The organism is Bacillus sp. Leaf49, from assembly GCF_001426125.1.
Taxonomy (GTDB): Bacteria; Bacillota; Bacilli; order Bacillales; family Bacillaceae; genus Bacillus; species Bacillus altitudinis.
The window spans coordinates 381,468-405,214 of sequence record NZ_LMRK01000001.1 but is presented as its reverse complement, the minus strand read 5'-3'; the positions used below and the strand labels follow the sequence as shown (position 1 = coordinate 405,214).

Below are 23,747 nucleotides of genomic sequence, written 5' to 3'. Positions count from 1 at the left end.
ATCAATATTTTCAAAGTTTGTTCAACGAAAAGGGCAGAATTCATTCATAAGGAGGCACTAATGAATTGTGAAAGTGTTTTACATCAAATTGAAGTAGCTGTTAAAACATTGATAAAAATAGTAAGTCAATTAGAAGAAGCTGATTTACAAAAAAAACCAACACCTCATAAGCAGTCTATCGGAGAGTTGCTGGAACACATTGCGATCATTTGTGAAGCTGACTGGCGTATTGCAAATGAGGCGACCCAAGAAGAGATGGAAACATTTTATGCTAATGTATCATATAAAACTATAAAATCGATAGAAAATGGTTTAATGACTAATTTCCATTCATTAAAAAATAATTATATGAAATTATCGGACACAGAACTACTGTCTCGTACCACTTCTTATTGGGGTGTGACATATACAAGGTATGAATGGTTGTTAGAGATATTAGCACATGTTTATCATCATAGAGGACAATTACATGCTATGCTTGTTCACTGTTACAATCAAGACCCCAAAATTTTAATGTTTGAATGATGTTTTTCGACTAAAGGGTGTTTTGCTTTCATAATATCCTGTAATAACATCTATCGTGTCGGGGCTTTATAGATTCTCAGCGTGTGCATTCAACCTAGTTCACAATTGAAAAAGGTTTCTCGAACCCTCTCCATCAGAAGAGGGTTTTTTGTATGTGGCGTTCACTGCTAAAACTTTACATCTAAACCACACTGCTTATGTTATAATTAATAATCATTCTCAATTAAAGGTGGTTTCGTAAGTGAAAAAAATGATTTGGCTTATGAGTCTGCTGGCAGTATTGTTGGTGGCTTGCGGGCAGAAAGACAATAAAGAACAAGAATCAAATACTCGTACATATACAACTGAAACGGGTGAAAAGATCACCATTCCTGACAAACCGAAACGAATTGTTGTGTTAACAGCACAGCTTGGAAATTTTAAAAAGTTAGGTGTGACACCTGTTGGCATGACAGATGTTTATCCTAAATCATCCTTTTTAGATGAAACAGGTGTGAAGAGGGTGCCGATAGAAAATGTGGAGGCAATCGCCAAACTGAAACCTGATCTCATTATTGCGTATTCACAAAATGATCAAGTTGAAAAATATAAAAAGATCGCAAAAACAATCACTTTCACAACAAGTGAGCATAGCTTTAAAGAGATGCATATTGAAATCGGAAAGATTCTTGGAAAAGAATCGTTAGCCAAAAAACAAATACAAGAAATGGACGAGCAGCTGAAAAAAGACGGCAAAGAGGTCAAAGCAAAAATTGGTGAAGACAAGACGTTCTCCATTATGGATGTGCAGCCTAAGCAGGTGTACTTATTTGGTACAGACTTTGGTCGTGGAGGAGAGGTTATCTATCAAGGGTATGGATTCAGTTTGCCTGAAAAAGCAGAGAAAGCTCTACCAAAAGAAGGGTATCTCGGTATTTCATTAGAAGAGATGAATGAGTATACAGGTGACTATTTACTTGTACCAACAAAGGATGGAAAAGCACCTAATCTAGATATCACAGGCAGCGGTGTATGGAAGAAGAATAAAGCAGTGAAACAAGGACATGTTTTATCCTATTCAATCAAAGAATTTATCTATGCTGATCCAATCTCAATTGAAAAACAGTCTGCTGCGTTTAAACAAATGCTGCTCAAAAATTAATAGAAAAAAGACAAAGCACTTAAAAAGGAGGCTTTGTCTTTTTTTCTGCTATCCTCTTAAAATACTAGCCATAAGACTCATTTATCCCCTTTTCAGGCGTATTTGTTGAGCCTGATCACTGTATAAGATTAACATGGAAGGGAATTGACAATAAGGAGAGGATTCTTGTGGCGAAGGTTTTAATGATTACGTTCCCAGCTGAAGGACATGTGAACCCAATGTTAGGAATGATAAGAGCATTTGTTGATCGAGGTGATGAAGTGCATGTGGTCACAACTGAACATTATCAAAAACGGATCAAACGCTTAGGCGCTCACATACATATACATCCAGATTATATTCGGACATTAAGTGTGGAAGAAGACGATTTGGAGTCCATGCAGCCATTTTTTCATGCCATGCTACAAACGTCATTAGACATTTTAGAAGTGGTGGAAACTCTTTCTCAACAGCATTCATTTGATTTGGTCTATTTTGATATGTTTGGAGCAGGTGAGCTTGTGCGGGATTACTTACAGATTCCAGGCATCGGTTCGAATCCTTCTTTTGTGCTGCAGGAGGCGCATTTTGATACCCCTCTATACAGAAAAGATGAGAAGGCGGCTCATCTGTTAGAAGAAATACATGAACGTTTTGGCGTTCAGCCAAAGCATTTGATGCAATTCATGAAAAACCGCGGCGAACTGAATATGGTGTATACAAGTGAATATTTTCAGCCGTCTGTTGATGCATTGGATGATTCGTTTGTTTTCATTGGACCGAGTTTTCTAAAACGTGCTGACCAGCACGATTTCCCATTAGAAGCGCTTGAGCGGGAGAAGATCGTCTTTATTTCAATGGGAACGGTTCTTGGAGATACTGAAGCATTCTTTAATATGTGTATTGATGCCTTTGCCGACTTTGATGGAAAAGTGATTCTCGCAACTGGTGAAAAAATCGACATGTCTCTCCTAAAAGAAGCGCCATCTCATTTTCTCATCGAGCCTTATGTGCCGCAGCTTGAAGTCCTTGAACTGACAGATGTGTTTGTAACCCACGGCGGGATGAACAGTGTCAATGAAGGTATTCATTATCATGTTCCAATGGTTGTCATCCCGGTTGACAAAGATCAGCCGATGGTGGCAAAAAGACTGACGGATCTCTCTGCTGCTCGTGCACTCGATAAAGACCAGCTGACAGCAAGGCAGTTGAGAGATACTGTAGAGAGTGTACTCGGAAGTGACACATACCGTGCTGGGATTGAAAAGATTGAAGAAAGTTTCCAAACAGCAGGTGGAACAGAAAAAGCATTACGTGTCATTGATCAGTTTATGCAAGCGAAACAGACTCAATCATGAGTCTGTTTTTTCTGTGAAAAAGACATTGTATTTCCCAGATCTGTATGCTAATATTCAATTCGTAATCATTTCGATTGATAATCGTAATGATTACGATAAAATGAATGTTTGGGGGAAGTACATATGAATGATCAACCAGTTTACATAAAGAAAAAGGATGAGAAAAAGCAGTCCTTTGTGACATATACCTTGATGTTGTTTTCAGTCATGGCTTGCTTTCTATTGGCTTCATGTTCTGAAAATAAGACCTCTTCCAGTTTAAGTGGAAGAGAAGATGATGAACTGGTGTATGCAAGTACAAAAGATATAAGAGACATTAATCCCCATCTATATAGCGGGGAGATGGCCGCTCAAAATATGGTGTTTGAATCGCTTGTTGTGAATACGGAAAAAGGCATTCAACCAGCCCTGGCCCAAAGCTGGGATATTTCTAAAGATGGAAAAACCTACACATTTCATCTTCGAGAAAACGTGACTTTTTCAGATGGTGAGCCATTTAATGCGAAGGCTGTCAAAATGAATATGGATGCAGTTGTCAAAAATCTTGAAAAAAATGCTTGGCTTAATCTCGTGTCAGAAATTAAATCCACAAAGGCTGTAGATGAACATACTTTTGTTCTCACATTGAAGGAGCCCTATTATCCAACATTAGAAGAACTTGGTTTAACACGTCCATTCCGTTTTATTTCTCCCAAAAGCTTTATTGATGGCACCACATCAAAAGGCGTCAAAGGTTATGCAGGTACAGGTCCTTATGTGTTAAAGGAACATAAGAAAAATCAATATGCCATTTTTGAAGTGAATAATCATTATTGGGGAAAGAAACCAAAGATTTCAACGGTGAAATGGAAGGTCATGCCGGATCATCAAACCATTTTACTCGCTCTTCAAAAAGGGGAGGTTGATCTCTTATTTGGAGCAGATGGTGACATGATTGATGGAGATTCATTTCAGGCTTTAAAAGAAGCTGGTCAATATGGTGTGACTGTGAGTCCTCCTGTTGGTTCAAGATCTATTGTAATCAACTCCAATCAACCAATAACACAAGATCCAAAAGTAAGAGAAGCATTTCAATATGCCATTCAAAAAGAGATGATTACAGAAGGGATTTTAAATGGAACTGAACAGGTGGCACATACACTGCTTGCTCCGTCTGTCCCTTACGCGGACATTCCGCTTAAACAGAAAACCTATCAAAAAAAGAAAGCAGAGGCATTATTAGATGAGGCAGGCTGGAAGTTAAAAGAAGACGGCTATCGCTATCAAAAAGACAAGCCGCTTAGCGTGACCATTTATTACAATTCGGATAATGCAGGTGAAAGAACGATTAGTGAATCGATACAACAGGATTTCAAGCAGGTTGGAATCAAGCTGGATATTAGAGGTGAAGAAAAACAGGCATTTTTAGATCGTCAAAAAACAGGAAAGTTTGATCTTATGTACTCTCTATCGTGGGGACTTCCTTATGACCCTCAAACATACGTCTCTTCATTCCGTGTTGCATCCCATGCTGATTACCAAGCTCAATTAGGATTGAAAAAGAAAAAGTGGCTGGATGAGACCATTACGAAAGTATTGGTGGAGCCGGATGAGCAAAAACGAAAACAAATGTACCAAGATATTTTGACTTATATTCATGATGAAAATGTCTATATTCCTATCTCGTATTCTGTGACAAAGGCTGTTTATAATAAGCGCCTCAAAGGTGTAGGTTTTCATGTATCTCAGTATGAAATTCCTTTTGACCGAATGTATTTTTCGTCATAACCGGAGGCGGAGACATGACACGCTATATCATAAAAAGATTATTGTTTCTTTTACCACTCATTGTATTCATTACCTTCTTTGCGTTTGTGCTGCTTGCGATGCGTTCAAGTGATCCAGCTGAGGTCGCTTTACGTGTGAACCAAGTAACCCCAACTGAAGAAATGGTTGAATCCATGCGTCAAGAGCTAGGCTTAGATCAACCATTTTTCTTACGATATGCCACATGGCTTAAAGATGGATTAACAGGTGATTTTGGCAGCAGCTATGTCACGCGGGAGCCAGTTCTTGATCTGATCTTGGAGGCACTTCCTGCGACTTTACAGCTTGCAGGGATGTCCCTTTTGTTTATTATTGTGCTGAGTTTGTTGTTCGGAATGGTGTGTGCATATGCGGCACATACATGGTTGGATCGAATCGTGAGAGCATTTGTGTTTATTGCAGCTTCCATGCCTAGTTTTTGGTTGGGCATTTTGTTTATCTGGCTTTTTTCAGTCAAATTTAACTGGGTCAACACGAGTGGAATGGAAGGATTTAAATCGATTCTTTTGCCAGCGATGACTTTATCACTTGGCTACTTATCGACCTATGTGAGACTCATTCGAAATCAAATTCTAAAGTTTCAGCACGAGCCCTTTGTTTTTTATGCAAGAGCTCGTGGTTTAAAGGAACGAACCATTCAATTGAAGGTGATGAGACATGCCCTTCAACTAGCGGTAACAGCACTCGGTATGTCAATACCAAAGCTCATTGCAGGAACCGTCATTATTGAAAATCTCTTTGCTTGGCCAGGGGTTGGCCGTTTGTGTGTAACAGCTATTTTTCACGCCGATTTCCCTATTATTCAAGCCTATTTGTTTGTGATGGGATGCCTGTTCGTTGTGTGCAACCTCGTTGCTGATGTCATACAAATGATCATGAACCCGCAGTTAAGAAAGGAGGTCTAAAAAATTTGATCGTATGGAATCAATTAAGAAAAGATCGAATGGCTATTCTGTCTATCTGGCTTTTGGTACTTGTCACATTAGCTGGGCTGTTTGCACCGTTTCTAGCGCCGCATGACCCAACTGACACGAACATTCTTCAAAAATATGCTGGTGTGAGTCTAACATATCCCCTTGGAACCGATCAGCTGGGGAGATGCGTATTGTCGCGGCTCTTATATGGTATTCGGACAACGATGCTTGCTGCCGTGCTGACAATGTGTATCACGATGCTCATTGGCACGATACTTGGACTCATGGCTGGCTTTTTTAGAGGGAAAGTTGATGGAGCTCTAATGAGAATATGTGATGTCATGCTGTCATTTCCAGCAGAGGTGATGATTTTGGCCGTTGTGGGCATTATGGGACCTGGGCTTTTCAATATTATTTTAGCCAATGTCCTTGCAAAATGGGCTTGGTATACAAGGATGATTCGTTCGTCAGTCCTGCAATATACGAATGAACCATCTGTTCAGTTTGTGAAAGTATCTGGGGGTTCACCTTTTTATATCCTTCGAAAACATCTATTTCCTCGCATCTCAGGAGAGATAGCTGTCTTTGCTACACTTGACGCAGGCTGGGTTATTTTAAATATTTCTGCTTTGTCTTTTCTTGGATTAGGTGTGAGTGCACCTACACCGGAATGGGGCATGATGCTCAACGAGGCGAAGAATGTCATGGTGACGCACCCGGTTCATATGCTTCCGCCTGGACTTGCGATCTTATTTGTGGTCATGGCACTGAATTTTTTGGGAGATAGTCTTCAGCAGGTCATGAACCCTGCCATGCATCTTAGCAACAAAAAAAGGGGGAGACGGTTTGCCTTTCATCGAGATAAAAAACCTGTCCGTACATGATCCGATTCAACAAAAGGATTTAGTGGCAAATATCACGTTTGCATTACATAGACAACGTTGTTTAGGCGTTATTGGAGAAAGTGGAAGCGGAAAATCAACCGTGGCAAAAGCATTAATTGGCCTCATCCCTCCTTCGCTAGAGATGATTGGGACCATTTTGTTTGACGGTGAAAAATTGACAAGTCAGGCTGCACAGCGTTGGAGAGGAAAGCGAATTGGCTTCATTTCACAAGATGTCATGAATGCGTTCAATCCAATTGAAACAATTGGTCATCAAATACTTGAAACATTCCAGCGGCATTTGGGCTTACGTGGCAAAGAAGGAACAGCACATGCGATCACTGGGCTAGAACGTGTCCATTTAAACAATCCGCATATGTTAATGAAAAAATATCCTCATGAGCTGTCGGGAGGGATGCTTCAACGTGTCATGATTGCCATTACGATCATGCTTTCTCCTGACGTGATCATTGCCGATGAGCCTACAGCATCATTAGATGCATATAACCGGCGTGAAGTCATCACGCAATTACAGACGCTGAAAGAAGAAACAGGAGCTGCCTTGATCATCATTTCGCATGATTTAGGTGTCGTTCAGGCAATCGCTGATGAAATGTTGGTGATGCACCAAGGGAAGCTGCTTGAGCATCGTCATGCAAAAGAGATATTCACATCACCTGAGCATCCTCAAACGAGGCATTTACTAGAAACGAGGCTTCGGTTATCGGCCCCCCTTGAAGCACTCAAGCAGCAGAAGAGAGTGAGGGCATTCCCATGCTGATCACAGCAAATCAACTACTTAAACATGGAGAAGATAAAGGGCGCTTTTTTCATAAAGAGGAATCCATAGCACGCATAGCTCAGGTTTCATTTCAGATTGGAGAGGGTGAATGTGTCGGGTTAGTCGGTGAGAGCGGCAGTGGTAAAAGTACAATAGTACGTACGCTGCTTGGTTTAGAAACATTAGACGGCGGAGAGATAAAGATAGGTGGATGGCCAGCTCATACATGGCGTAAGATGAACCGGGGGGGAATGAGTGTTGTTTTTCAGGATTATCTATCTTCTGTCCATCCTTCCTTTACAGTGAAAGAGATCATAGCAGAACCCATGCAAATAATAAAGCGAAACATGGATGTGAACCAAAAAGTGTTGTCCCTGCTCAAGCAAGTAAGACTTCCATCGTCTTTGCTAAATCAATATGCTCATCAGCTAAGCGGCGGTCAGCTCCAGCGTGTATGCATAGCAAGAGCCATATCGACGAATCCAGCCATTCTCATCTTAGATGAAGTCCTTAGCTCACTTGACGTTTCTGTCCAAGTTCAAATATTGGAACTTCTTGAGACATTAAAGCAAGAGTTAGATATGACCATTCTCATGATTACCCATGATCTAGAGGCAGCCGTTTTTTTATGTGATCGACTTCTTTTTTTACATGAGGGAAAACTTGTGGAAGAATGTAAAAGTGACCAGCTGTTTGAAGCGACTCATCCATTTACGCTCAAGCTAATAGACTCACTCATGCCTTTTCAGCTTGACAAAAAATAACCAATCTTTTATCGTATACGTAATAAACGACGGAAGGGTGACCCAATGCAATGAAGTACTAATCCTATGACCTGTAAGCAAAATGAAAGAACGAAGGCAGTGAGCAAACGATATGTGTTGCTATGTTTGCTGCGTTTTCATTTTTTAGCTTCGGAATAGGATGGTACAGCTTGGGAATCAAAGATTGAAGTGATGGATACGGGGGATATGTGTGCTCATTTGATGAACCGCATGTCATTCTGTATCGATACGCTTATTTTTGTACACCATTTTGCCTCCTATTCTGAGAATGGGAGGCTTTTTCATGTCTCCTGATACGAAAGGAGAGGGTTGGATGTTACTGAGAGCCCACCAATTAAAAGTATTTCGAAAGGATCGTTTGTTATTTGATATAGAGGAGCTTGCCATTCATCAAGGGGACCGAATCGGCCTTGTAGGGACAAATGGCAGTGGGAAAACGACATTGCTCCATGTACTGGCGGGTAGGGAAAAACCAGACAGCGGCACATTTGCACACACTACAACTTGTACACTGCTTCCTCAACTAAAGACAGGAGATGGCAGACAAAGTGGCGGAGAGATGACACAAGCTTATATTGAAAGAGCTTTAAGCCGGCCTTCTGCCCTTTTATTAGCCGATGAACCGACGACTCATTTAGATACGGAGCATATTGAGTGGCTAGAAGAAAAGCTTCGTCATCATCAAGGTGCTCTGATTGTCGTCTCGCATGACCGTGCTTTTTTAGATGCGTTATGTACAGACATTTGGGAATTGGAGGATGGGAAACTCAAGCCATACAAAGGCAACTACAGCGATTTTGCCCGGCAAAAAGAACTCGAACATCGCCAGCAAGTGGAGGCGTACGAGGCGTATACCCAAAAGAAAAAACAGTTAGAATATGCCATGCAAAAGAAAATGAAAAAGGCCGACAAAGCGACAAAGCCATCTCCAAAGCTGAAATCCTCGGGGCCTAAAATTGCGAAGCCTTATTATGCAAACAAGCAAAAAAAGCTTCAAAAAACAGCCAAATCCATCGAAACAAGAATGGAGAAATTAGAAAAGGTGGAGAAGGTAAAGGAAGTCCAGCCTCTTCAAATGACGCAGCACACCATGAAGGAAGTGGCAAGCCGCTCCATTTTTCGTGTCGAACATGTAGATGGCATGGCAGGAGATAAAGTCCTTTGGAAAAAGGCGAATGTAGAAGTGAGAGGCGGAGACAAAGTCGCGATCATTGGGAAGAATGGGAGCGGTAAAACGACATTTCTCCGAATGCTTGTAAACGGACATCCCGGGATTTTTCGTTCAGAAGCCGTGAAGATTGGTTATTTCAGCCAAGATCTTTCAGGACTGAATCTAGATGAATCGATTTTACAAAATGCACTGGAACAGGCGATTCAAGATGAGGCGATCGTTCGCACCGTTTTAGCGAGACTTGGCTTTCGGGGAGACGATGTGTATAAGCTGACGAACGTATTAAGCGGCGGGGAACGGGTGAAGACGATGCTTGCAAAGTTGCTCGTCAGTGATGCCAATGTTCTGATGCTTGATGAACCGACGAACTTTTTAGACCTTGCGGCAGTAGAAGCGCTTGAAGGACTTTTAAAAGATTACCCGGGTACGATTGTGTTTGTCTCCCACGACAGGAGGCTCATTGAGCAGGTGGCTACTCGTATTCTTCATGTGCACGAGGGTACCATTGAACGCTTTGATGGCACCTATGAAGAATATAAACAAAAGGAAGAAAAGCCAGCTGCTACAAAGAAAGAAGAAGAGCTCCTGCTGATTGATATGCAGCTGTCTGAAGTGCTCAGTCGTTTAAGCATCGAGCCTTCTCGTGAGCTTGAAGAGACGTTTCAAGCATTGTTAAAAAGAAAGAAGTTGTTAGAGTCATAAAAAAAGCCCCTGTGTTTACTGCGCAGGGGTCTGTTCGTTTCGTTCTTTTTTCAATTGTTCAAGTTCGCTGACTGTGACAAGCTGGTAGCCTTGTTTGGTGAGTTCATGTATGATCTTCACTGCTGCTCGAGCAGAGCTGTCATAAATATCGTGCATGAGTACGGTTTTGCCATCTGCTGCATGTGAGAGGACATGGTTTGTGATCTGCTGGCTGTTGCGAATTTTCCAGTCTTCAGGATCGACATCCCACAATGAAACGTTCATGCCCACCGCTTGATTGATGTCGGGATTTGTTCCTCCATATGGCGGTCTAAAGTGCGTAGGAGTATAACCGCTGGCCTTTTCAATCAGCTTCTGCGTGTCTTTTACTTGTTTGACCGCTTCTTTTAGAGGGAGTCTCGTTAATAAAGGATGGTTATATGAATGGTTTCCGATCTCATTTCCGCTCTTTAAAATGTCGGCAAGCATTCCAGGATAATACTGAACCCTGCTTCCTAATACGAAAAAGGTGGCGTGTCCTTTATTTTCCTTCAGCGCTGCTAAAATGGTTGAAGTTGTGGCTGGGTTTGGACCATCATCAAATGTGAGTGCGATGGCTTTTTTATTCGGATCAAGCTTTGGCTTTTGCGGCAGCTTGACGGCTTTTCTTTTTGGATTCGGTTCTTTGATTTCATTCTGATTTTTGGTCTTGTTCATATATTCAGGCTTCAAGATATCTTTTAGCAACGTCTTTTTGATCGCCAGCGTTTGCGGACCTAAGTCCTTTGCGGCTACTTGAGAAGCTGGGAAATAGAACTCTATATATTTCTCTTTTAAGGCGAATTGACTGAAGTTTTGATCAGTAGGGGCTGTTCCTTTTTGAAGGAGTGATAGATCCTTAGACAAGGTTTTATCTTTTTTAAGCTCCGTGTATGTAATATAGGATAATTTTTTCAAATAGTCCTTTTTGGGTTGAAATAAATCTTTTGTGTCAAGAAAGTCTTTTTTCTGAAAATCGAAATTGATTGTGACGTGATGAGTGGTCCCATTTTGCTGACCTGTATATGTGTAGGTCGTAAAATAAATGGCCGCAGATTGTTTTGCATAGTGCACCATGTCATAGTCAATATTCAGTTCAAACCGTTTGTTTTCATCAATGTCCTTTGCTTCACTAAATGTCTTTTTGAAATGCTCTAATGCTGAATTCGCATAGCTTTGAATCTTGTCATCTAGCTTTTTTTGATGAAAAAGTGGATAGTTCACCGCATATCTCATAAACTTCCCGTCATTTACAAGAGTGACAATTTCAACATTTTTATAATTCGTATCCTGCTTCACATTTTTCTTCTCTGTACCGCTTGCTTGCTGATTTTGAAAGAATGCAACTGCTCCAATGACGATGGCAAGCGCAAATAGGATGATACTCCATTTTCCCTTTACTGACACAACTTTCAATTCTCCTCTCATGACGGGTCATTCTTTATTCCTTTGACATCTGTTTGTAATATTTTTATAACAATTGACTTACTTTTGTAATTTTAGGGGATTTTCATGCGGAATGTCAACTATTTTCCTATTAAAATACTGTAAAAATTGATAGGTCTTTCACAACGAGAAAAAGCAGAAGGAAAGAATTCTCTTATTTGCCGTCTACCAATACCTTCAATAATAAAAAAAATGAGCCGTACATTGATTTTTCAGAGGCTGACGGCTATAATTTTGATGATTATGATTCTCATTTTCAAACTGACTTTTAATGAAGAAAAGGATGACACCGATTTTGCCGGATAAGCGAACATCTCAACAAAAACGATCATCACCTATTTTGTTCTTTTTATTGTTTTTTCTCGCTGTCATTGGTTTATTGGCGGCTATGTTTTTGGCTGTTTCCTACGGTGCAAAGTCATTGTCTTTGCAAACGGTCTGGACAGCTGTGTTTGACTATCAGTCTCATGTAACAGAGCAGCAGATCATTCATGAATTAAGGCTTCCTCGTGTGCTAGGAGCGGCGCTTGTTGGAGCGGCGTTTGCTGTGGCAGGTGCGCTCATGCAAGGCATTACAAGAAATCCGCTGGCAGATGCGGGGATATTAGGCATTAACGGCGGTGCGATGTTTGTAGTCGCTCTCTGTTTTGCTTTTTTTCCAGGAATGCCTTATTCGGCATTGATGTTATTTTCTTTTTTTGGTGCCGTTCTCAGTACACTGTTGATTTTTGCCATTGGGGCGGCTGGCGGCGTGCTGACCCCACTTCGGCTCACTGTAGCTGGAGCTGTTGTTGCCGCATTGCTGCATGCGCTAAGCTCAGGTATCGCCATTTACTTTGATCTCAGTCAGGATCTGGCTTTTTGGTATGCAGGGGGTGTGGCAGGTGTCAAATGGCCGCAGCTGATGATCCTTGCTCCAGTCATTCTCATTGTCATCGTTTGGGCGATGTTATTAGGACGATCCCTCTCGTTATTATCACTTGGTGAAGATGTAGCTGCGAATTTAGGGGTGAAAACCCGGCAAGTGCGAATACTAGGTATGGCAGCTGCGGTTCTGCTGGCAGGCGTTTCTGTATCGGCGGTTGGGTCTATTGGGTTTGTCGGACTTGTCATTCCGCATATTGCACGAAAGCTGGTTGGGGTCAATTATCGTTTCGTCATTCCGATGTCAGCGATTTTAGGCGCAATGCTTCTCGTCTTCGCTGATCTTGCCAGCCGGACAGTAAATCCGCCAAGAGAGCTTGCCATTGGCGTCATGGTGGCACTTGTTGGTGTTCCTTTCTTCTTATATATTGCCAGAAAAGAAGGGAGGAACCTGTCATGAAAGAGAAACGACGTGCTCTTGTCGTGACAGCCGTTTTGCTTTGTCTGAGTGCGGCTGTCGTGCTGTATAGTTTAAATACCGGCACGCTGAAACTCAGTCCTCTCGTTGTCGTCAAAACGTTATTTGGCTTTGGAGATTTCCAAAGTGAGACGGTGCTGTTTGATTATCGTCTGCCTCGAATCGTCGTGACGATACTAGCTGGAATAGGTCTAGGTATCGCAGGTGGCATTTTGCAGAGTTTATCCCGCAATCCACTGGCTGACCCTGGGATTATTGGTCTGAATGCAGGAGCCGCATTCGGCTTAATCATCTTTGTGACGTATTTTCACGTACTAGAAGGAAATCCATCTTTACTCATTCCGCTCTTTACGTTTGGTGGAGGTCTGCTTGCGGCGGCAGTCATCGTTCTTCTTGCGTACGACAGGCATGAAGGGCTTGTGCCTATCCGGCTGATCCTTGTTGGAATTGCCGTAGCTGCGGGGTTTAGTGCATTGACGTTATATTTGTCATTGAAACTGGATGAAGATACATACACCTTCGCTTCAAGGTGGCTTGTGGGAAATGTATGGGGAAGAGACTGGATTCATGTGCTTGCGCTCCTACCTTGGATCGTATGTCTTGTCCCGCTTACGCTCATGCAGTCCAGCACACTCAATGCGTTAACATTAGGTGATGCCGTCGCCTCAAGTGTCGGAGTACGTGTAGAGCGCAAACGACTTTTTCTTCTCACCTTAGCTGTTGGTCTAGCGAGTGCAAGTGTATCGATGACAGGCGGAATTGGTTTTATTGGCCTTGTTGCACCTCATTTGGCAAGGCGTCTTGTCGGCTCACTGCACCAATATTTTTTACCAGTGAGCGCCTTGCTCGGATTGTTGATTTTGGTCAGTGCTGATACACTCGGACGTTCCATATTTGCCCCAAATGCCATCCCAGCGGGTGTGGTTGTGGCTTTTATCGGAGCACCTTATTTTCTCTATTTACTAACAAAAACAAAATAAGAAAGAGGAACTCATCATGAAAAAAGTACTTGTGTTTGGTTTAACGCTCTGTTTCTTGATTCTGGCCGCTTGTGGTCAACAGGAAACAAAGAAGACAACAAATCAAGATGAAAACGGAACACCTAAGATTGCGTCCTTGTCGATTCATTTAACAAATGACTTATTAGCACTCGGGATAAAACCTGCTGGCTCTGTTGTAGGGGGAGACTTAAAAGATTTCCTTCCACATGCGAAAAAGCAGCTTAGCCAAACGAAAAAGCTGGGCATCGCAGCAGATCCTGATATGGAGTCATTGCTTGCTTTAAAACCAGATGTCATTTACGTCGATGAAGAACTGGCTGGACAAGACTTATCAAAATACAAGAAAATCGCCAAAACCGAAGTGTTTAATTTAAATGATGGCACATGGCGTGATCATTTGAAAAAAATCGGCAAGCTCGTCAATAAAGAAAAAGAAGCCGATCAATATATTAAGGACTACAATCAAGAAGCAAAAGAAGTCAAATCACTCATCCAGAAAAAGATTGGAAATGGAAAAGTGATGGCGATTCGTGTAACAGCAAAAGAGCTTCGAGTATTTAGTATGAAACGTCCGATGGGGCCAATTTTATACGATGATTTAGGACTGACACCTGTAGATGGTGTGAAAAAACTGGACAGCAAACGTCCATTTGAAGTCATTTCTCAAGAAGTGCTTCCTGACTTTGATGCAGATGCTATTTTTGTCGTCGTGAACCGTGATGATAAGGCGCAACAGGCATTCAAACAGTTAGAGCAGACGCCGATTTGGAAAGGCCTAAAAGCCGTGAAGAAAAACCAAGTGTATCCGATTGCCGATCAGCCATGGTTAGATTATTCAGCTCTAGGCAACAAAATGGCAATGGATGAAGCAAAAAAGATGTTCTCTAAATAAACAGCACATAAATCAAGGCATCATTCCGCATCTAGGAATGATGTCTCTTTTTTTGATTCGTTCTTCTATTCATTCGCTTTTTGCATACATATGAGAGGGAACGAGCAGTATCGCCCGTATGAAAGGATAAGGGGAGGGGTTACAGTTGAAGGTTCAAAAAATTAGTGCAGGCACTATTGCGAGGCTTGTGCTGCTTTTATTGGCACTTGTGAACAGCGCTCTCACTGCTGCAGGAAAAAGCCCAATTCCAATTGATGAAGAAGGTGTGCAGCAATTCATTACGTTAGCCTTTCTTGGCATCACATCACTATGGGCCTATTGGAAGAACAATGATATTACGAAAAAAGCTCGAACCAAAAAAGAAGAATAATAGAAAACAGAGCCTTTTCATGCAAAAAGGCTCTCAGCATGTAGACAAACCCTCGCATTCGGTGTCAGTCCTGCGCGCTGGTGCTCGTCCTTCCTAGACTGCAAAGGTTTTCTATCACGCTGAAAAGAAGACAAAGGGCTAAAATAAGTTCATTTTAGCCCTTTGTCCATAAACTGAAAAGAGCCTTTTCATATAAAAAGGCTCTATTTCATCGAAGCGACAAGCGCCTCTCCCCGCAAATTGGTTTGATCTCAGTGGCTTACGCCCGGTGTTCTCCCATATTGGTAAGAAACGCTTTCACTTCCTCGATGGTTAAGCCAATGGCCTTTGCTTCACTCATGAGACGCTTCCATTCTGACATATTTGAGTCGGTCAGCTTTCTCTGATGGACATGTAACGTCTTTCCTTCCTGCTCCTTTCTGTAGGTTTGGAGCAGCTGATACAGTTCTTCTTTAGGCATGCCGGATTGGACGGCATGAACGATATGATCCCGCCACTCCTGTTCACCGCCCTCAGCGTAATGAAACATCATCGTTTCTGCATCAAACAGCTCTTGTAAATCAATGTCTAGTGATGAGGATACCTTTTTTAAAAACTGGACAGATGGATTACGATGGACACCACGCTCAATTTTACTCAAATACGATTTAGAGACATGGGCATCTTCAGCCAACTGCTGAATTGAGTATCCTTTCCTCTTTCGGTAAATGCGTATCACCTTTCCTATCATTCGATATATGATCTCCCTTCTCCCCGGCGAATCGTTCTGCGACCTTTTCGTTCATTATAAGAAATAAATTGTTCTTTATAAAATTCAAAAACGTAAGAAACAGGAAGTAAACAAAAGAAAACGAACGATTTCGTTCTTTAAAAAGAACTATAAGACCTATTATGACATTTTTCTTTGCGGGTATTATCTTTTATAATCCAATCATTAACAAAAAGAAACCATATATAACCTTTTTATGATGAAATCGGGAGGTATCTATGAATGAGAATATAGGTTTTAAGCAGCTGTTTTCTGTCATAAAAGAGAAAATGGCCCTTCTGATCCTGATTGTCCTGATCGTAACGGGCATTTCAGCCTACTATCAGTTCTATGTCTCGACTCCTGTATATCAGGCAACCACTCAAATTCTTGTTCATAAACGAAGCAGTGATGCACAAGCGAATTTAAACGATATTCAGATGAACCTTCAATATACACGTACCTTTCAAGTCCTATTAAAAAGTCCAATCGTCATTGAAAAAGTAAAAGAAACACTCAATCTTACAGAATCGGCAGAAGGATTAAAACACAAAATTGCCACAAGTACAGAAAATGAGTCAGAGGTCATAAATATTTCTGTACAAGATGAGGACCGAGCGAAGGCAGTAGCCATTGCGAATACAGCCACAGAGGTGTTGCAAGAAGAAATCAAAAAAACCATGAATATGGATCGCATTAATGTTTTGTCTGAAGCCAAGCTGTCCAACACGATACTGATGAACTCACGTAAATTCGTTCACATCGTTCTGGCACTAGGCGCCTCTGTATTAGGGGGAATGACACTCATTTTCTTAATGAATTTACTCGATGATACGGTGAAACGAACACATCAAATAAGAGAAGAGATCGGATTGCCGTCGCTCGGCAGTGTCTATCAGATGCATGCAGACAGGAGGGCAAAAAAAGACAAGCAGTCCGTCATAACGGGAGGACAGAACATTGATTTTTAAGAGGAAAAAACGAGAAAAAAGAGATTTATCCTGTATTTCTGTATTAAATCCTCACTCTGTCATTGCGGAACAATTCCGAACGATCCGAACGAACATCGAATTCACGTCGATTCAAACGAGGCTGAAGTCGATATTGGTCACATCCTCCTTGCCGAAGGAAGGAAAATCATTTACGGCTGCAAACTTGGCAGCTGTTTTTGCACAGCAGAAAAAACGGGTTTTGCTCATGGATGCTGATTTACGTAAACCTGCCATTCATGAATATTTTGATCTGAGTCCGCACACCGGATTGACCAATGTGCTATTAAATAATTGCAGTTTGGAAGAAGCCATTTTGCCTACACCGATTGAGCATTTAGAGCTACTTCCAAGTGGGACCATTCCGCCGAATCCCGCTGAGCTGCTTTCCTCCTCTGTGATGAAGCAGCTATTTTACGAGATTGAACAGCAGTATGACATGGTGATTGTTGATTCCACACCGCTTCTGCCTGTAGCCGATGCCAAAATATTAGCAAACCGGACGGATGGGAGCATTCTTGTGGTTTTAAGTGGTAAAACGAAAATTGCCGCTGTGAAGAAATCAAAAGAAGTATTAGAGGGTACGACAGGGAAACTGCTTGGGGCGATGCTAAATGGCAAGAAAGTGAAAAAGGGAAGGCACTATATGTATTAAAGAGATTGATAGGTGATGTCTCCTAATCTTTAACAACGGAGGCACTCGATCCTGCTGTGGGCATGACATATGCCTTAGATGCTCGTCATCGGTAGTGGGATGTGAGGACGGGTTTGATGCCCATTTTACGTAAGAATAGTGATGTTTTAAAAAGGGGGAGGAGCGTTGACTTACGCCCAAAGATTATCAATCATCGTGGCACTAGATTCATATCTCATCTTAGTTGCCGTCTTTTTTGGCTTTCAATTTGTCCAAGAGGCGGCGTTAACCGTTTATACATTTGAAATGCTCGTCATTTCTTCGCTCAGTCTGCTTATCGGGCACCATTTGTTTTCGTATATTTTTCACGTGTACAAGCAAGTATGGGCTTATACAGGGGTTAGAGAGCTATTTTCTTTAATGAAGACCTTTGCGTGTTCATTTTTATTTTCCATGACGATGCTGTACATTTTTGTGCAGACATGGCCATTTCGCTTTTTATTCATTGTCTGGCTTTTCCATGTGTTATTCATCGGTGCATCACGTATGGCATCCAGGCTGTTTCATGATGGTGCGAAGCGGTTTCAAGTTGAAAAGGAGCGGGCACTAATCATTGGCGCTGGATCAGCCGGGACCATTATCGTTCGTCAGCTCCAGCAGTCGAGTGATGTACATATTGAGCCGGTCGCTTTCATTGATGATGACAAAACAAAGTATAAGCTTGAAATTATGGGGCTGCCTGTTCTTGGGGGAAAAGAACATATTCAAACGGCTGTTGCGATGATGGATATTCAAAAAATCATTATCGCTATTCCATCCAAAAGCAGTCACACATTAAAAGGACTATATAAGGAATGTGTAGCGACTGGAATCAAAACACAGATTATGCCGGAAATGGAACAGATTTTAAAAGGAACCCATGCGCTGAATCAATTGCGGGATGTACAGCCAGAGGATTTGCTTGGAAGAGAGCCGATTCAATTAGATACAAGCCGTCTATCCGTTCACCTAAAAGGAAAAACGATTATGGTGACAGGAGCTGGCGGGTCTATCGGGTCAGAAATCTGTCGTCAAATTTGTGTGTTTTCCCCTCGGGCGATTGTGCTTGTGGGACATGGAGAATTTAGCATTCATTCTATTTTACTAGAGCTGAAAGAATTGTATGGAGACAGCATTAGCCTATATCCACAAATTGCGGATATTCAAGATAAACAAAAAATGAGTGAAATCGTTGGTCATTTTCAGCCGGATATGATTTATCATGCCGCTGCGCATAAACATGTCCCGCTCATGGAAATCAGCCCGAAAGAAGCGGTGAAAAACAATATTATCGGGACAAAAAATGTGGCAGAAGCTGCACATGAGCACGGAGTTGAAACATTTGTCCTCATCTCATCTGACAAAGCGGTCAACCCTGCCAATGTGATGGGAGCGACAAAGCGGTTTGCTGAAATGGTGATTATGCAAATGGGGGCAAGCAGTGAAACGAAATTTGTCGCCGTCCGGTTTGGGAATGTACTCGGAAGCAGGGGCAGTGTCATTCCGATCTTTAAAAAACAAATTGAAAAAGGCGGGCCAGTGACTGTCACGCACCCAGCCATGACAAGATATTTTATGACGATACCAGAAGCATCAAGGCTTGTTATTCAAGCTGGTGCACTAGCAGAAGGAAGGCAGATTTTTGTTTTAGACATGGGGGAGCCAGTCAAAATTGTCGACCTCGCAGAAAACCTCATTCACCTCTCAGGCTACACCACAGACCAGATTCCCATCACATTTACGGGGATTCGTCCCGGAGAGAAAATGTACGAGGAGTTACTCAACCAGCATGAAAAAGCACAGGAGCAAATTTTCCCGAAAATCCATATCGGCCATGCCTTGGATGGTGATCCGTATGTGCTGAACCGCTTTATTCACGAATTTAACATGATGAGTGACGATCAATTAAGACAGGCCTTGTTTGCCGCCATTGAGTCGCATGATGTATTGCCTGAACCGATGCAACGAGAGGAGGAGCCACTTGCTAATGAAGAAAAAAGTCTTGTTTTGCGCAACGGTTGATTATCATTTTAAGGCGTTCCATCTCCCGTATTTCAGGTGGTTTCAGGAACAAGGATGGGAAGTGCATACAGCGGCAAATGGCCAGCTGGAGCTGCCGTATGTGGATCAAGCGCATGCCATTCCGATTCAGCGTTCTCCTTTTCATTTGCACAACCGGCTTGCTTATGTGGAGCTGAAAAAGCTTTTAGAAAAAGAGCATTATCAGTTCATCCATTGTCACACACCGATGGGGAGTGTCATTGGCAGGCTAGCGGCGAAAACAACACGCAAAAAAGGGACGAAAGTTCTTTACACAGCGCATGGGTTTCACTTTTGGAAGGGGGCACCGCTTCAAAACTGGCTGCTTTATTACCCAGTTGAGAGATGGCTCGTTCAATATACGGATGCACTCATCACCATTAATGGAGAAGACTATGAAAGAGCTGATCGTTTGTCAAAAGAGAAGGCGGCTGTGCATTATGTTCCCGGTATGGGTGTGGATATGAAGCGGTTTGCACCAGTTGATGACACAGAAAAAGACCGCCTTCGCAAAGCATATGGTTTTACCACGCAAGATTTTATCGTGCTGTGTGCGGGTGAATTAAATGACAATAAAAATCAAGGAATGCTCATCAAAGCTTGCGCGCAGGTGTATCGGAATATACCACATGTGAAAATTGTATTTGCTGGAGAAGGGACAAGTCGGTCGTCCTATGAAAAGCTGGTCTGTCAGCTGAATCTTGAGGAACATGTACAGTTTGCGGGATTTTGCAAACACATCGAAGAGTGGATGCATCTGAGCGATGTATGTGTATCAACCAGCTTGAGAGAAGGACTTGGGATGAATCTGCTTGAAGCGATGTCTGCTGAAAAGCCGGTCATTGCAACAGAAAATAGAGGGCATTGTGAGCTCGTCAAACATGGAGTGAACGGCTTTTTAGTCAAACCGCATGATGTGAATGGTTTAGCCGTTTATTTACAGCAGCTCTATCATAAAAAGGACCAGCTTCACCTAATGGGGAAAGCGGGACGTTCTATGGCTCACGCATTTGCACAGGAGCAGACGGTAAGTGCAATGGAGGAAATTTACACAACGTATATGGATCAAAAAGAGAAGGTGATGTGAGCATGCGTCAGCCGAAAGTATCGATTATCATGGGTGTTTACAATTGCAAAGAGACAGTAGAAGAAAGCATTGAATCGATTCTTCGTCAAACCTATGAAAACTGGGAGCTCATCATATGTGATGATGCATCAACAGATGGCACCTATGAAAAAGTGCTGCACTATACCATGTGTGATCCCGATAGAGTTCGCCTCATCCGAAATGAACATAATCAAAGACTTGCCGCCAGTTTAAATCGTTGTCTCACTGAAGCGAATGGAGAACTGATTGCAAGACAGGATGGCGACGATATATCAGTGTCTACACGATTAGAAAAACAGGTTCGTTTCCTTGAAGCACATCCAGAATATGATGTGGTTGGTACGGCGATGACGGTGTTTGATGAGTCAGGGACGAAGGGCGTTCGAGCACTTGTCTCGGAGCCTGATCGAAGGGTGCTAGCAAGAGGAACGCCTTTTTGTCATGGGACGATTATGATGAGAGCTTCTGCCTACAAGGCTTTAAATGGCTATCGTTCTGTCAAAACAACCAGACGGATGGAAGATATCGATCTTTGGATTCGTTTTTTTGCTGCGGGGAGAAAAGGCTTTAATCTGCAAGAGCCCTTATACCTTGTAAGGGAGGATGAAGCGGCCTTTCAGCGCCGGAAATTCCAATATTCAATGGACAATGCCTGGCTTGTGTTAAAAGCATGCAAGCAATTAAAATTGTCGCCGTTTGATTATCTCTTTGCGCTTAAGCCGGTCATCCGTGCCTGTATGTCACCAAAGATCATGAGGTTTTATCATCAACGGAAACTTGGAGGATCTATGGTGAAAAGGAGGACGATTCGGGATGAATGAGCCAAAGCGTGTACTTCATGTTGTGAGCGGAATGAACAGAGGCGGAGCAGAAACGATGATCATGAACATCTATCGTGCAATCGACCGAAATGTTCTTCAATTTGATTTCATTACCCACCGGGAGGATGCCTGTGATTACGATGAGGAAATTCGTCAGCTTGGCGGGCGGATTTTTTATGTCCCAAGTATTGGAGCGTCCTCTCCATGGACGTTTGTCAAAACGTTGACGAAGACGATTAAGCAAACGGGACCTTATCAGGCGGTGCATGCACATACAGATTTTCAAACGGGCTTTTCTGCCCTTGCTGCGAAACTGGCAGGTGTGAAGATACGCATTTGCCATTCACATAATACCGCTTGGAAACAGTCTCCTAGCCGGGTGGATCATTTGATGCTCAAAGGATTTCGTCAGCTGATCTTTGCCTTTTCTACGAAGCTTGTTGCATGCGGTGAAGATGCCGGTGTCTTTTTATTTGGACAAAAAAGAATGCACGATGGACGAGTGGACATTTTGCCAAATGGGATTGATTTGAACCTTTTTTTTCAGTTGGAGCCAGAAGCGAAGGTGAAGATGAAAAAAGACCTCCATCTTCACGAGAGAAAACTGATCATTGGACATATTGGCCGATTTCATGAGCAGAAAAACCATGTTTTTTTCATCGAATTAGCGCAGACACTGAAAAAACAAGGGGTCTCCTTTCAGCTAGTTCTCATAGGAGATGGGCCGCTCCGGCCAGTGGTTGAATCGTATGCAGTGAAAGCAGGATTAATGGAAGACATTGTGTTTACGGGCGTTGTCTCAGAGGTTCCGCAGTATATGAAAGCATTTGATGTGTTTGTGATGCCGTCTTTGTTTGAAGGTCTTCCGCTCGTATTAGTGGAAGCGCAGGCATCTGGACTCCCATGTGTGATTTCAGATCATATCACAAAGGAAGTCGATTTAGGTTGTGGGCTTGTGAAACGGAAATCCTTGCAAGATTCAGCACATGAGTGGATGAAAGCCATACTAGAAGCCTACCATGCAGACCCTCCTCTTCAGGAGACGATTATTTCTCAGCTTGGCCTTAGAGGATTTGATGTGAAACAGAACATCACCCGTGTGATGAATGTGTATGGATTGTAAGGAAGGATTGGCAGATGGCGGTTTATTTGGTGAACATGATCATGGTCTATTTATGGTCGAGCTTTGCTGCATTTTATGGCAGACGTGATGATACCATACAAAGCGGCTGGCGGCCGAACAAGCTTCTGGTGTTTTTTCCATTTTTATTTCTTTGTATTGTGGCGGGCATACGCTACAAAGTAGGAACTGATTTCGTCACCTATGGACAAATGTATGAGTTCTCCGTCAACTATGACAAGCCTTGGCATATTTTCGGATTCGGTGTAGACAAGGCCGCCACTGATCCGGGCTTTACATTGATCTTGTGGATGCTCAATCAACTGTCACATGAGCCGCAAATCATGTATATCACAGTTGGGATCATCACCTATTTTTTTATTATCAAAACACTTGTGCGATATGGACGGCCATTTGAGCTTAGTATGCTGCTATTTCTCGGCACATTTCATTATTACGCTTCGTTTAATGGCATGCGGCAGTATATGGTGGCAGCGATTCTTTTTTATGCCATCCATTTTGTCATCAAAGGTCAGTGGAAATGGTATTTTCCGCTCGTGCTTGTATGCGCGCTGTTTCATTCATCGGCACTCATTATGATTCCAGTCTATTTCATCGTCAGAACAAAGGCATGGTCTTGGATGATGCTTGTGTTATGTATGATTTTTCTAGGCTTAACCGCTCTGTATGACCGCTTTGTCTCCGTGTTTGTGGTGATGCTGCAAGGGAGTTCTTATGGTCATTACGAGGAGTGGCTGACAACGAATACGAATGGAATGAATGTGACGAAAATTGGTGTCTTGATTTTGCCGTTATTGCTTGCGTTCTTTTGTCGAAAACGACTTCGTGAGCTGACGCCAGAGAGTGATTATATTGTGAATTTTTGCTTGCTTGGATTTTTGTTTGGCATCCTTGCAACGAAGGATGTCATTTATGCAAGATTTCATATTTACTTTGGTCTGTATCAGCTCATTTTACTGCCTTATTTCACACGGATTTTTGATCAGCGAACCAATTTCTTTATGTATATCGGAATTGCGGTTTGCTATATTTTGTACAGCATCATGCTGATGCCGTTTGATTCTTCTGTTTTACCGTACCGAACGATTTTTACAAAGTAGATTTGAAGAAAG

At 42.3% G+C, this 23,747-nt stretch carries 22 protein-coding genes; 20 read left to right on the top strand and 2 right to left on the bottom strand.

Features of this window, described 5'->3' with window-relative positions; genetic code table 11:
• Positions 1-60: 60 nt before the first annotated feature.
• The 9 genes from ASG46_RS02150 (at position 61) to abc-f (ending at position 10,046) form a co-directional block, all read left to right on the top strand.
• The gene (locus tag ASG46_RS02150; protein ID WP_056702854.1) at positions 61-525 is read left to right on the top strand and encodes a DinB family protein; all 465 of its coding nucleotides are present in this window, start codon (positions 61-63) and stop codon (positions 523-525) included.
• Between the two features lie 250 nt (positions 526-775).
• A complete protein-coding gene (locus tag ASG46_RS02145; RefSeq protein ID WP_056702976.1) occupies positions 776-1,666 on the top strand; it encodes an ABC transporter substrate-binding protein in 891 nt (296 codons plus the stop codon).
• Between the two features lie 167 nt (positions 1,667-1,833).
• Positions 1,834-3,003, top strand: coding sequence for a macrolide family glycosyltransferase (locus ASG46_RS02140; RefSeq protein WP_056702851.1), 1,170 nt, complete (start codon positions 1,834-1,836; stop codon positions 3,001-3,003).
• 123 nt (positions 3,004-3,126) lie between these two features.
• Positions 3,127-4,770, top strand: coding sequence for a nickel ABC transporter substrate-binding protein (nikA, locus tag ASG46_RS02135; protein ID WP_056702847.1), 1,644 nt, complete (start codon positions 3,127-3,129; stop codon positions 4,768-4,770).
• 14 nt (positions 4,771-4,784) lie between these two features.
• Positions 4,785-5,714, top strand: coding sequence for a nickel/cobalt ABC transporter permease (gene opp1B, locus ASG46_RS02130; protein ID WP_024719867.1), 930 nt, complete (start codon positions 4,785-4,787; stop codon positions 5,712-5,714).
• A gap of 5 nt (positions 5,715-5,719) precedes the next feature.
• Positions 5,720-6,607 (top strand): nickel/cobalt ABC transporter permease, encoded by an 888-nt coding sequence (gene opp1C, locus ASG46_RS02125; RefSeq protein ID WP_024719866.1) that lies wholly within the window; start codon positions 5,720-5,722, stop codon positions 6,605-6,607.
• Entirely contained in the window at positions 6,570-7,388 is an 819-nt protein-coding gene (locus ASG46_RS02120; protein WP_056702844.1) for an ABC transporter ATP-binding protein, read from the top strand. The genes opp1C and ASG46_RS02120 overlap by 38 nt, the downstream gene beginning before the upstream one ends.
• Complete coding sequence (locus ASG46_RS02115; protein ID WP_056702841.1) at positions 7,382-8,152, top strand: ABC transporter ATP-binding protein; 771 nt, start codon at positions 7,382-7,384, stop codon at positions 8,150-8,152. Before ASG46_RS02120 ends, ASG46_RS02115 begins: the two co-directional genes overlap by 7 nt.
• Before the next feature lie 334 nt (positions 8,153-8,486).
• On the top strand, positions 8,487-10,046 hold the full coding sequence (gene abc-f, locus ASG46_RS02110; RefSeq protein WP_200939613.1) for a ribosomal protection-like ABC-F family protein: 1,560 nt from the start codon (positions 8,487-8,489) through the stop codon (positions 10,044-10,046).
• A 15-nt stretch (positions 10,047-10,061) separates the two neighbouring features.
• On the opposite strand, the gene ASG46_RS02105 is transcribed toward abc-f, so the two are convergent.
• Positions 10,062-11,471 carry a polysaccharide deacetylase family protein gene (locus ASG46_RS02105; protein ID WP_056702835.1) on the bottom strand — a complete coding sequence of 470 codons (1,410 nt, stop codon included), beginning with the start codon at positions 11,469-11,471 and terminating at the stop codon, positions 10,062-10,064.
• Positions 11,472-11,781: 310 nt separating this feature from the next.
• Here ASG46_RS02105 and ASG46_RS02100 point away from each other — a divergent pair, with 310 nt between their 5' ends.
• From ASG46_RS02100 to ASG46_RS02085, 4 genes are all read left to right on the top strand, one after another.
• A complete protein-coding gene (locus tag ASG46_RS02100; RefSeq protein ID WP_038475387.1) occupies positions 11,782-12,834 on the top strand; it encodes a FecCD family ABC transporter permease in 1,053 nt (350 codons plus the stop codon).
• Positions 12,831-13,832 carry a FecCD family ABC transporter permease gene (locus tag ASG46_RS02095; RefSeq protein ID WP_025208010.1) on the top strand — a complete coding sequence of 334 codons (1,002 nt, stop codon included), beginning with the start codon at positions 12,831-12,833 and terminating at the stop codon, positions 13,830-13,832. Before ASG46_RS02100 ends, ASG46_RS02095 begins: the two co-directional genes overlap by 4 nt.
• Positions 13,833-13,848: 16 nt before the next feature.
• Positions 13,849-14,745: an iron-hydroxamate ABC transporter substrate-binding protein gene (locus ASG46_RS02090; protein ID WP_007500130.1), complete on the top strand. Its 897-nt coding sequence runs from the start codon at positions 13,849-13,851 to the stop codon at positions 14,743-14,745.
• 145 nt (positions 14,746-14,890) lie between these two features.
• Positions 14,891-15,115, top strand: a complete 225-nt coding sequence (locus ASG46_RS02085) for a phage holin (protein ID WP_008347764.1) — start codon at positions 14,891-14,893, stop codon at positions 15,113-15,115.
• A gap of 259 nt (positions 15,116-15,374) precedes the next feature.
• Here ASG46_RS02085 and slrR read toward each other — a convergent pair whose 3' ends face one another.
• Entirely contained in the window at positions 15,375-15,845 is a 471-nt protein-coding gene (slrR, locus tag ASG46_RS02080; RefSeq protein ID WP_045034019.1) for an HTH-type transcriptional regulator SlrR, read from the bottom strand.
• Between the two features lie 257 nt (positions 15,846-16,102).
• Between slrR and ASG46_RS02075 the strand changes: the two genes are divergently transcribed.
• The 7 genes from ASG46_RS02075 to ASG46_RS02045 all read left to right on the top strand — a co-directional run bounded on the left by ASG46_RS02075 (position 16,103) and on the right by ASG46_RS02045 (position 23,735).
• The gene (locus tag ASG46_RS02075; protein WP_007500132.1) at positions 16,103-16,834 is read left to right on the top strand and encodes a YveK family protein; all 732 of its coding nucleotides are present in this window, start codon (positions 16,103-16,105) and stop codon (positions 16,832-16,834) included.
• On the top strand, positions 16,824-17,507 hold the full coding sequence (locus ASG46_RS02070) for a CpsD/CapB family tyrosine-protein kinase (protein ID WP_008347761.1): 684 nt from the start codon (positions 16,824-16,826) through the stop codon (positions 17,505-17,507). The genes ASG46_RS02075 and ASG46_RS02070 overlap by 11 nt, the downstream gene beginning before the upstream one ends.
• A gap of 165 nt (positions 17,508-17,672) precedes the next feature.
• Complete coding sequence (locus ASG46_RS02065; protein ID WP_056702833.1) at positions 17,673-19,547, top strand: polysaccharide biosynthesis protein; 1,875 nt, start codon at positions 17,673-17,675, stop codon at positions 19,545-19,547.
• Positions 19,513-20,652, top strand: a complete 1,140-nt coding sequence (locus ASG46_RS02060; RefSeq protein WP_056702830.1) for a glycosyltransferase family 4 protein — start codon at positions 19,513-19,515, stop codon at positions 20,650-20,652. Before ASG46_RS02065 ends, ASG46_RS02060 begins: the two co-directional genes overlap by 35 nt.
• Before the next feature lie 2 nt (positions 20,653-20,654).
• Positions 20,655-21,494 (top strand): glycosyltransferase family 2 protein, encoded by an 840-nt coding sequence (locus ASG46_RS02055; protein ID WP_056702827.1) that lies wholly within the window; start codon positions 20,655-20,657, stop codon positions 21,492-21,494.
• The gene (locus tag ASG46_RS02050; RefSeq protein WP_056702824.1) at positions 21,487-22,617 is read left to right on the top strand and encodes a glycosyltransferase family 1 protein; all 1,131 of its coding nucleotides are present in this window, start codon (positions 21,487-21,489) and stop codon (positions 22,615-22,617) included. Before ASG46_RS02055 ends, ASG46_RS02050 begins: the two co-directional genes overlap by 8 nt.
• 14 nt (positions 22,618-22,631) lie before the next feature.
• On the top strand, positions 22,632-23,735 hold the full coding sequence (locus tag ASG46_RS02045) for an EpsG family protein (protein WP_050826622.1): 1,104 nt from the start codon (positions 22,632-22,634) through the stop codon (positions 23,733-23,735).
• Positions 23,736-23,747: the final 12 nt, after the last annotated feature.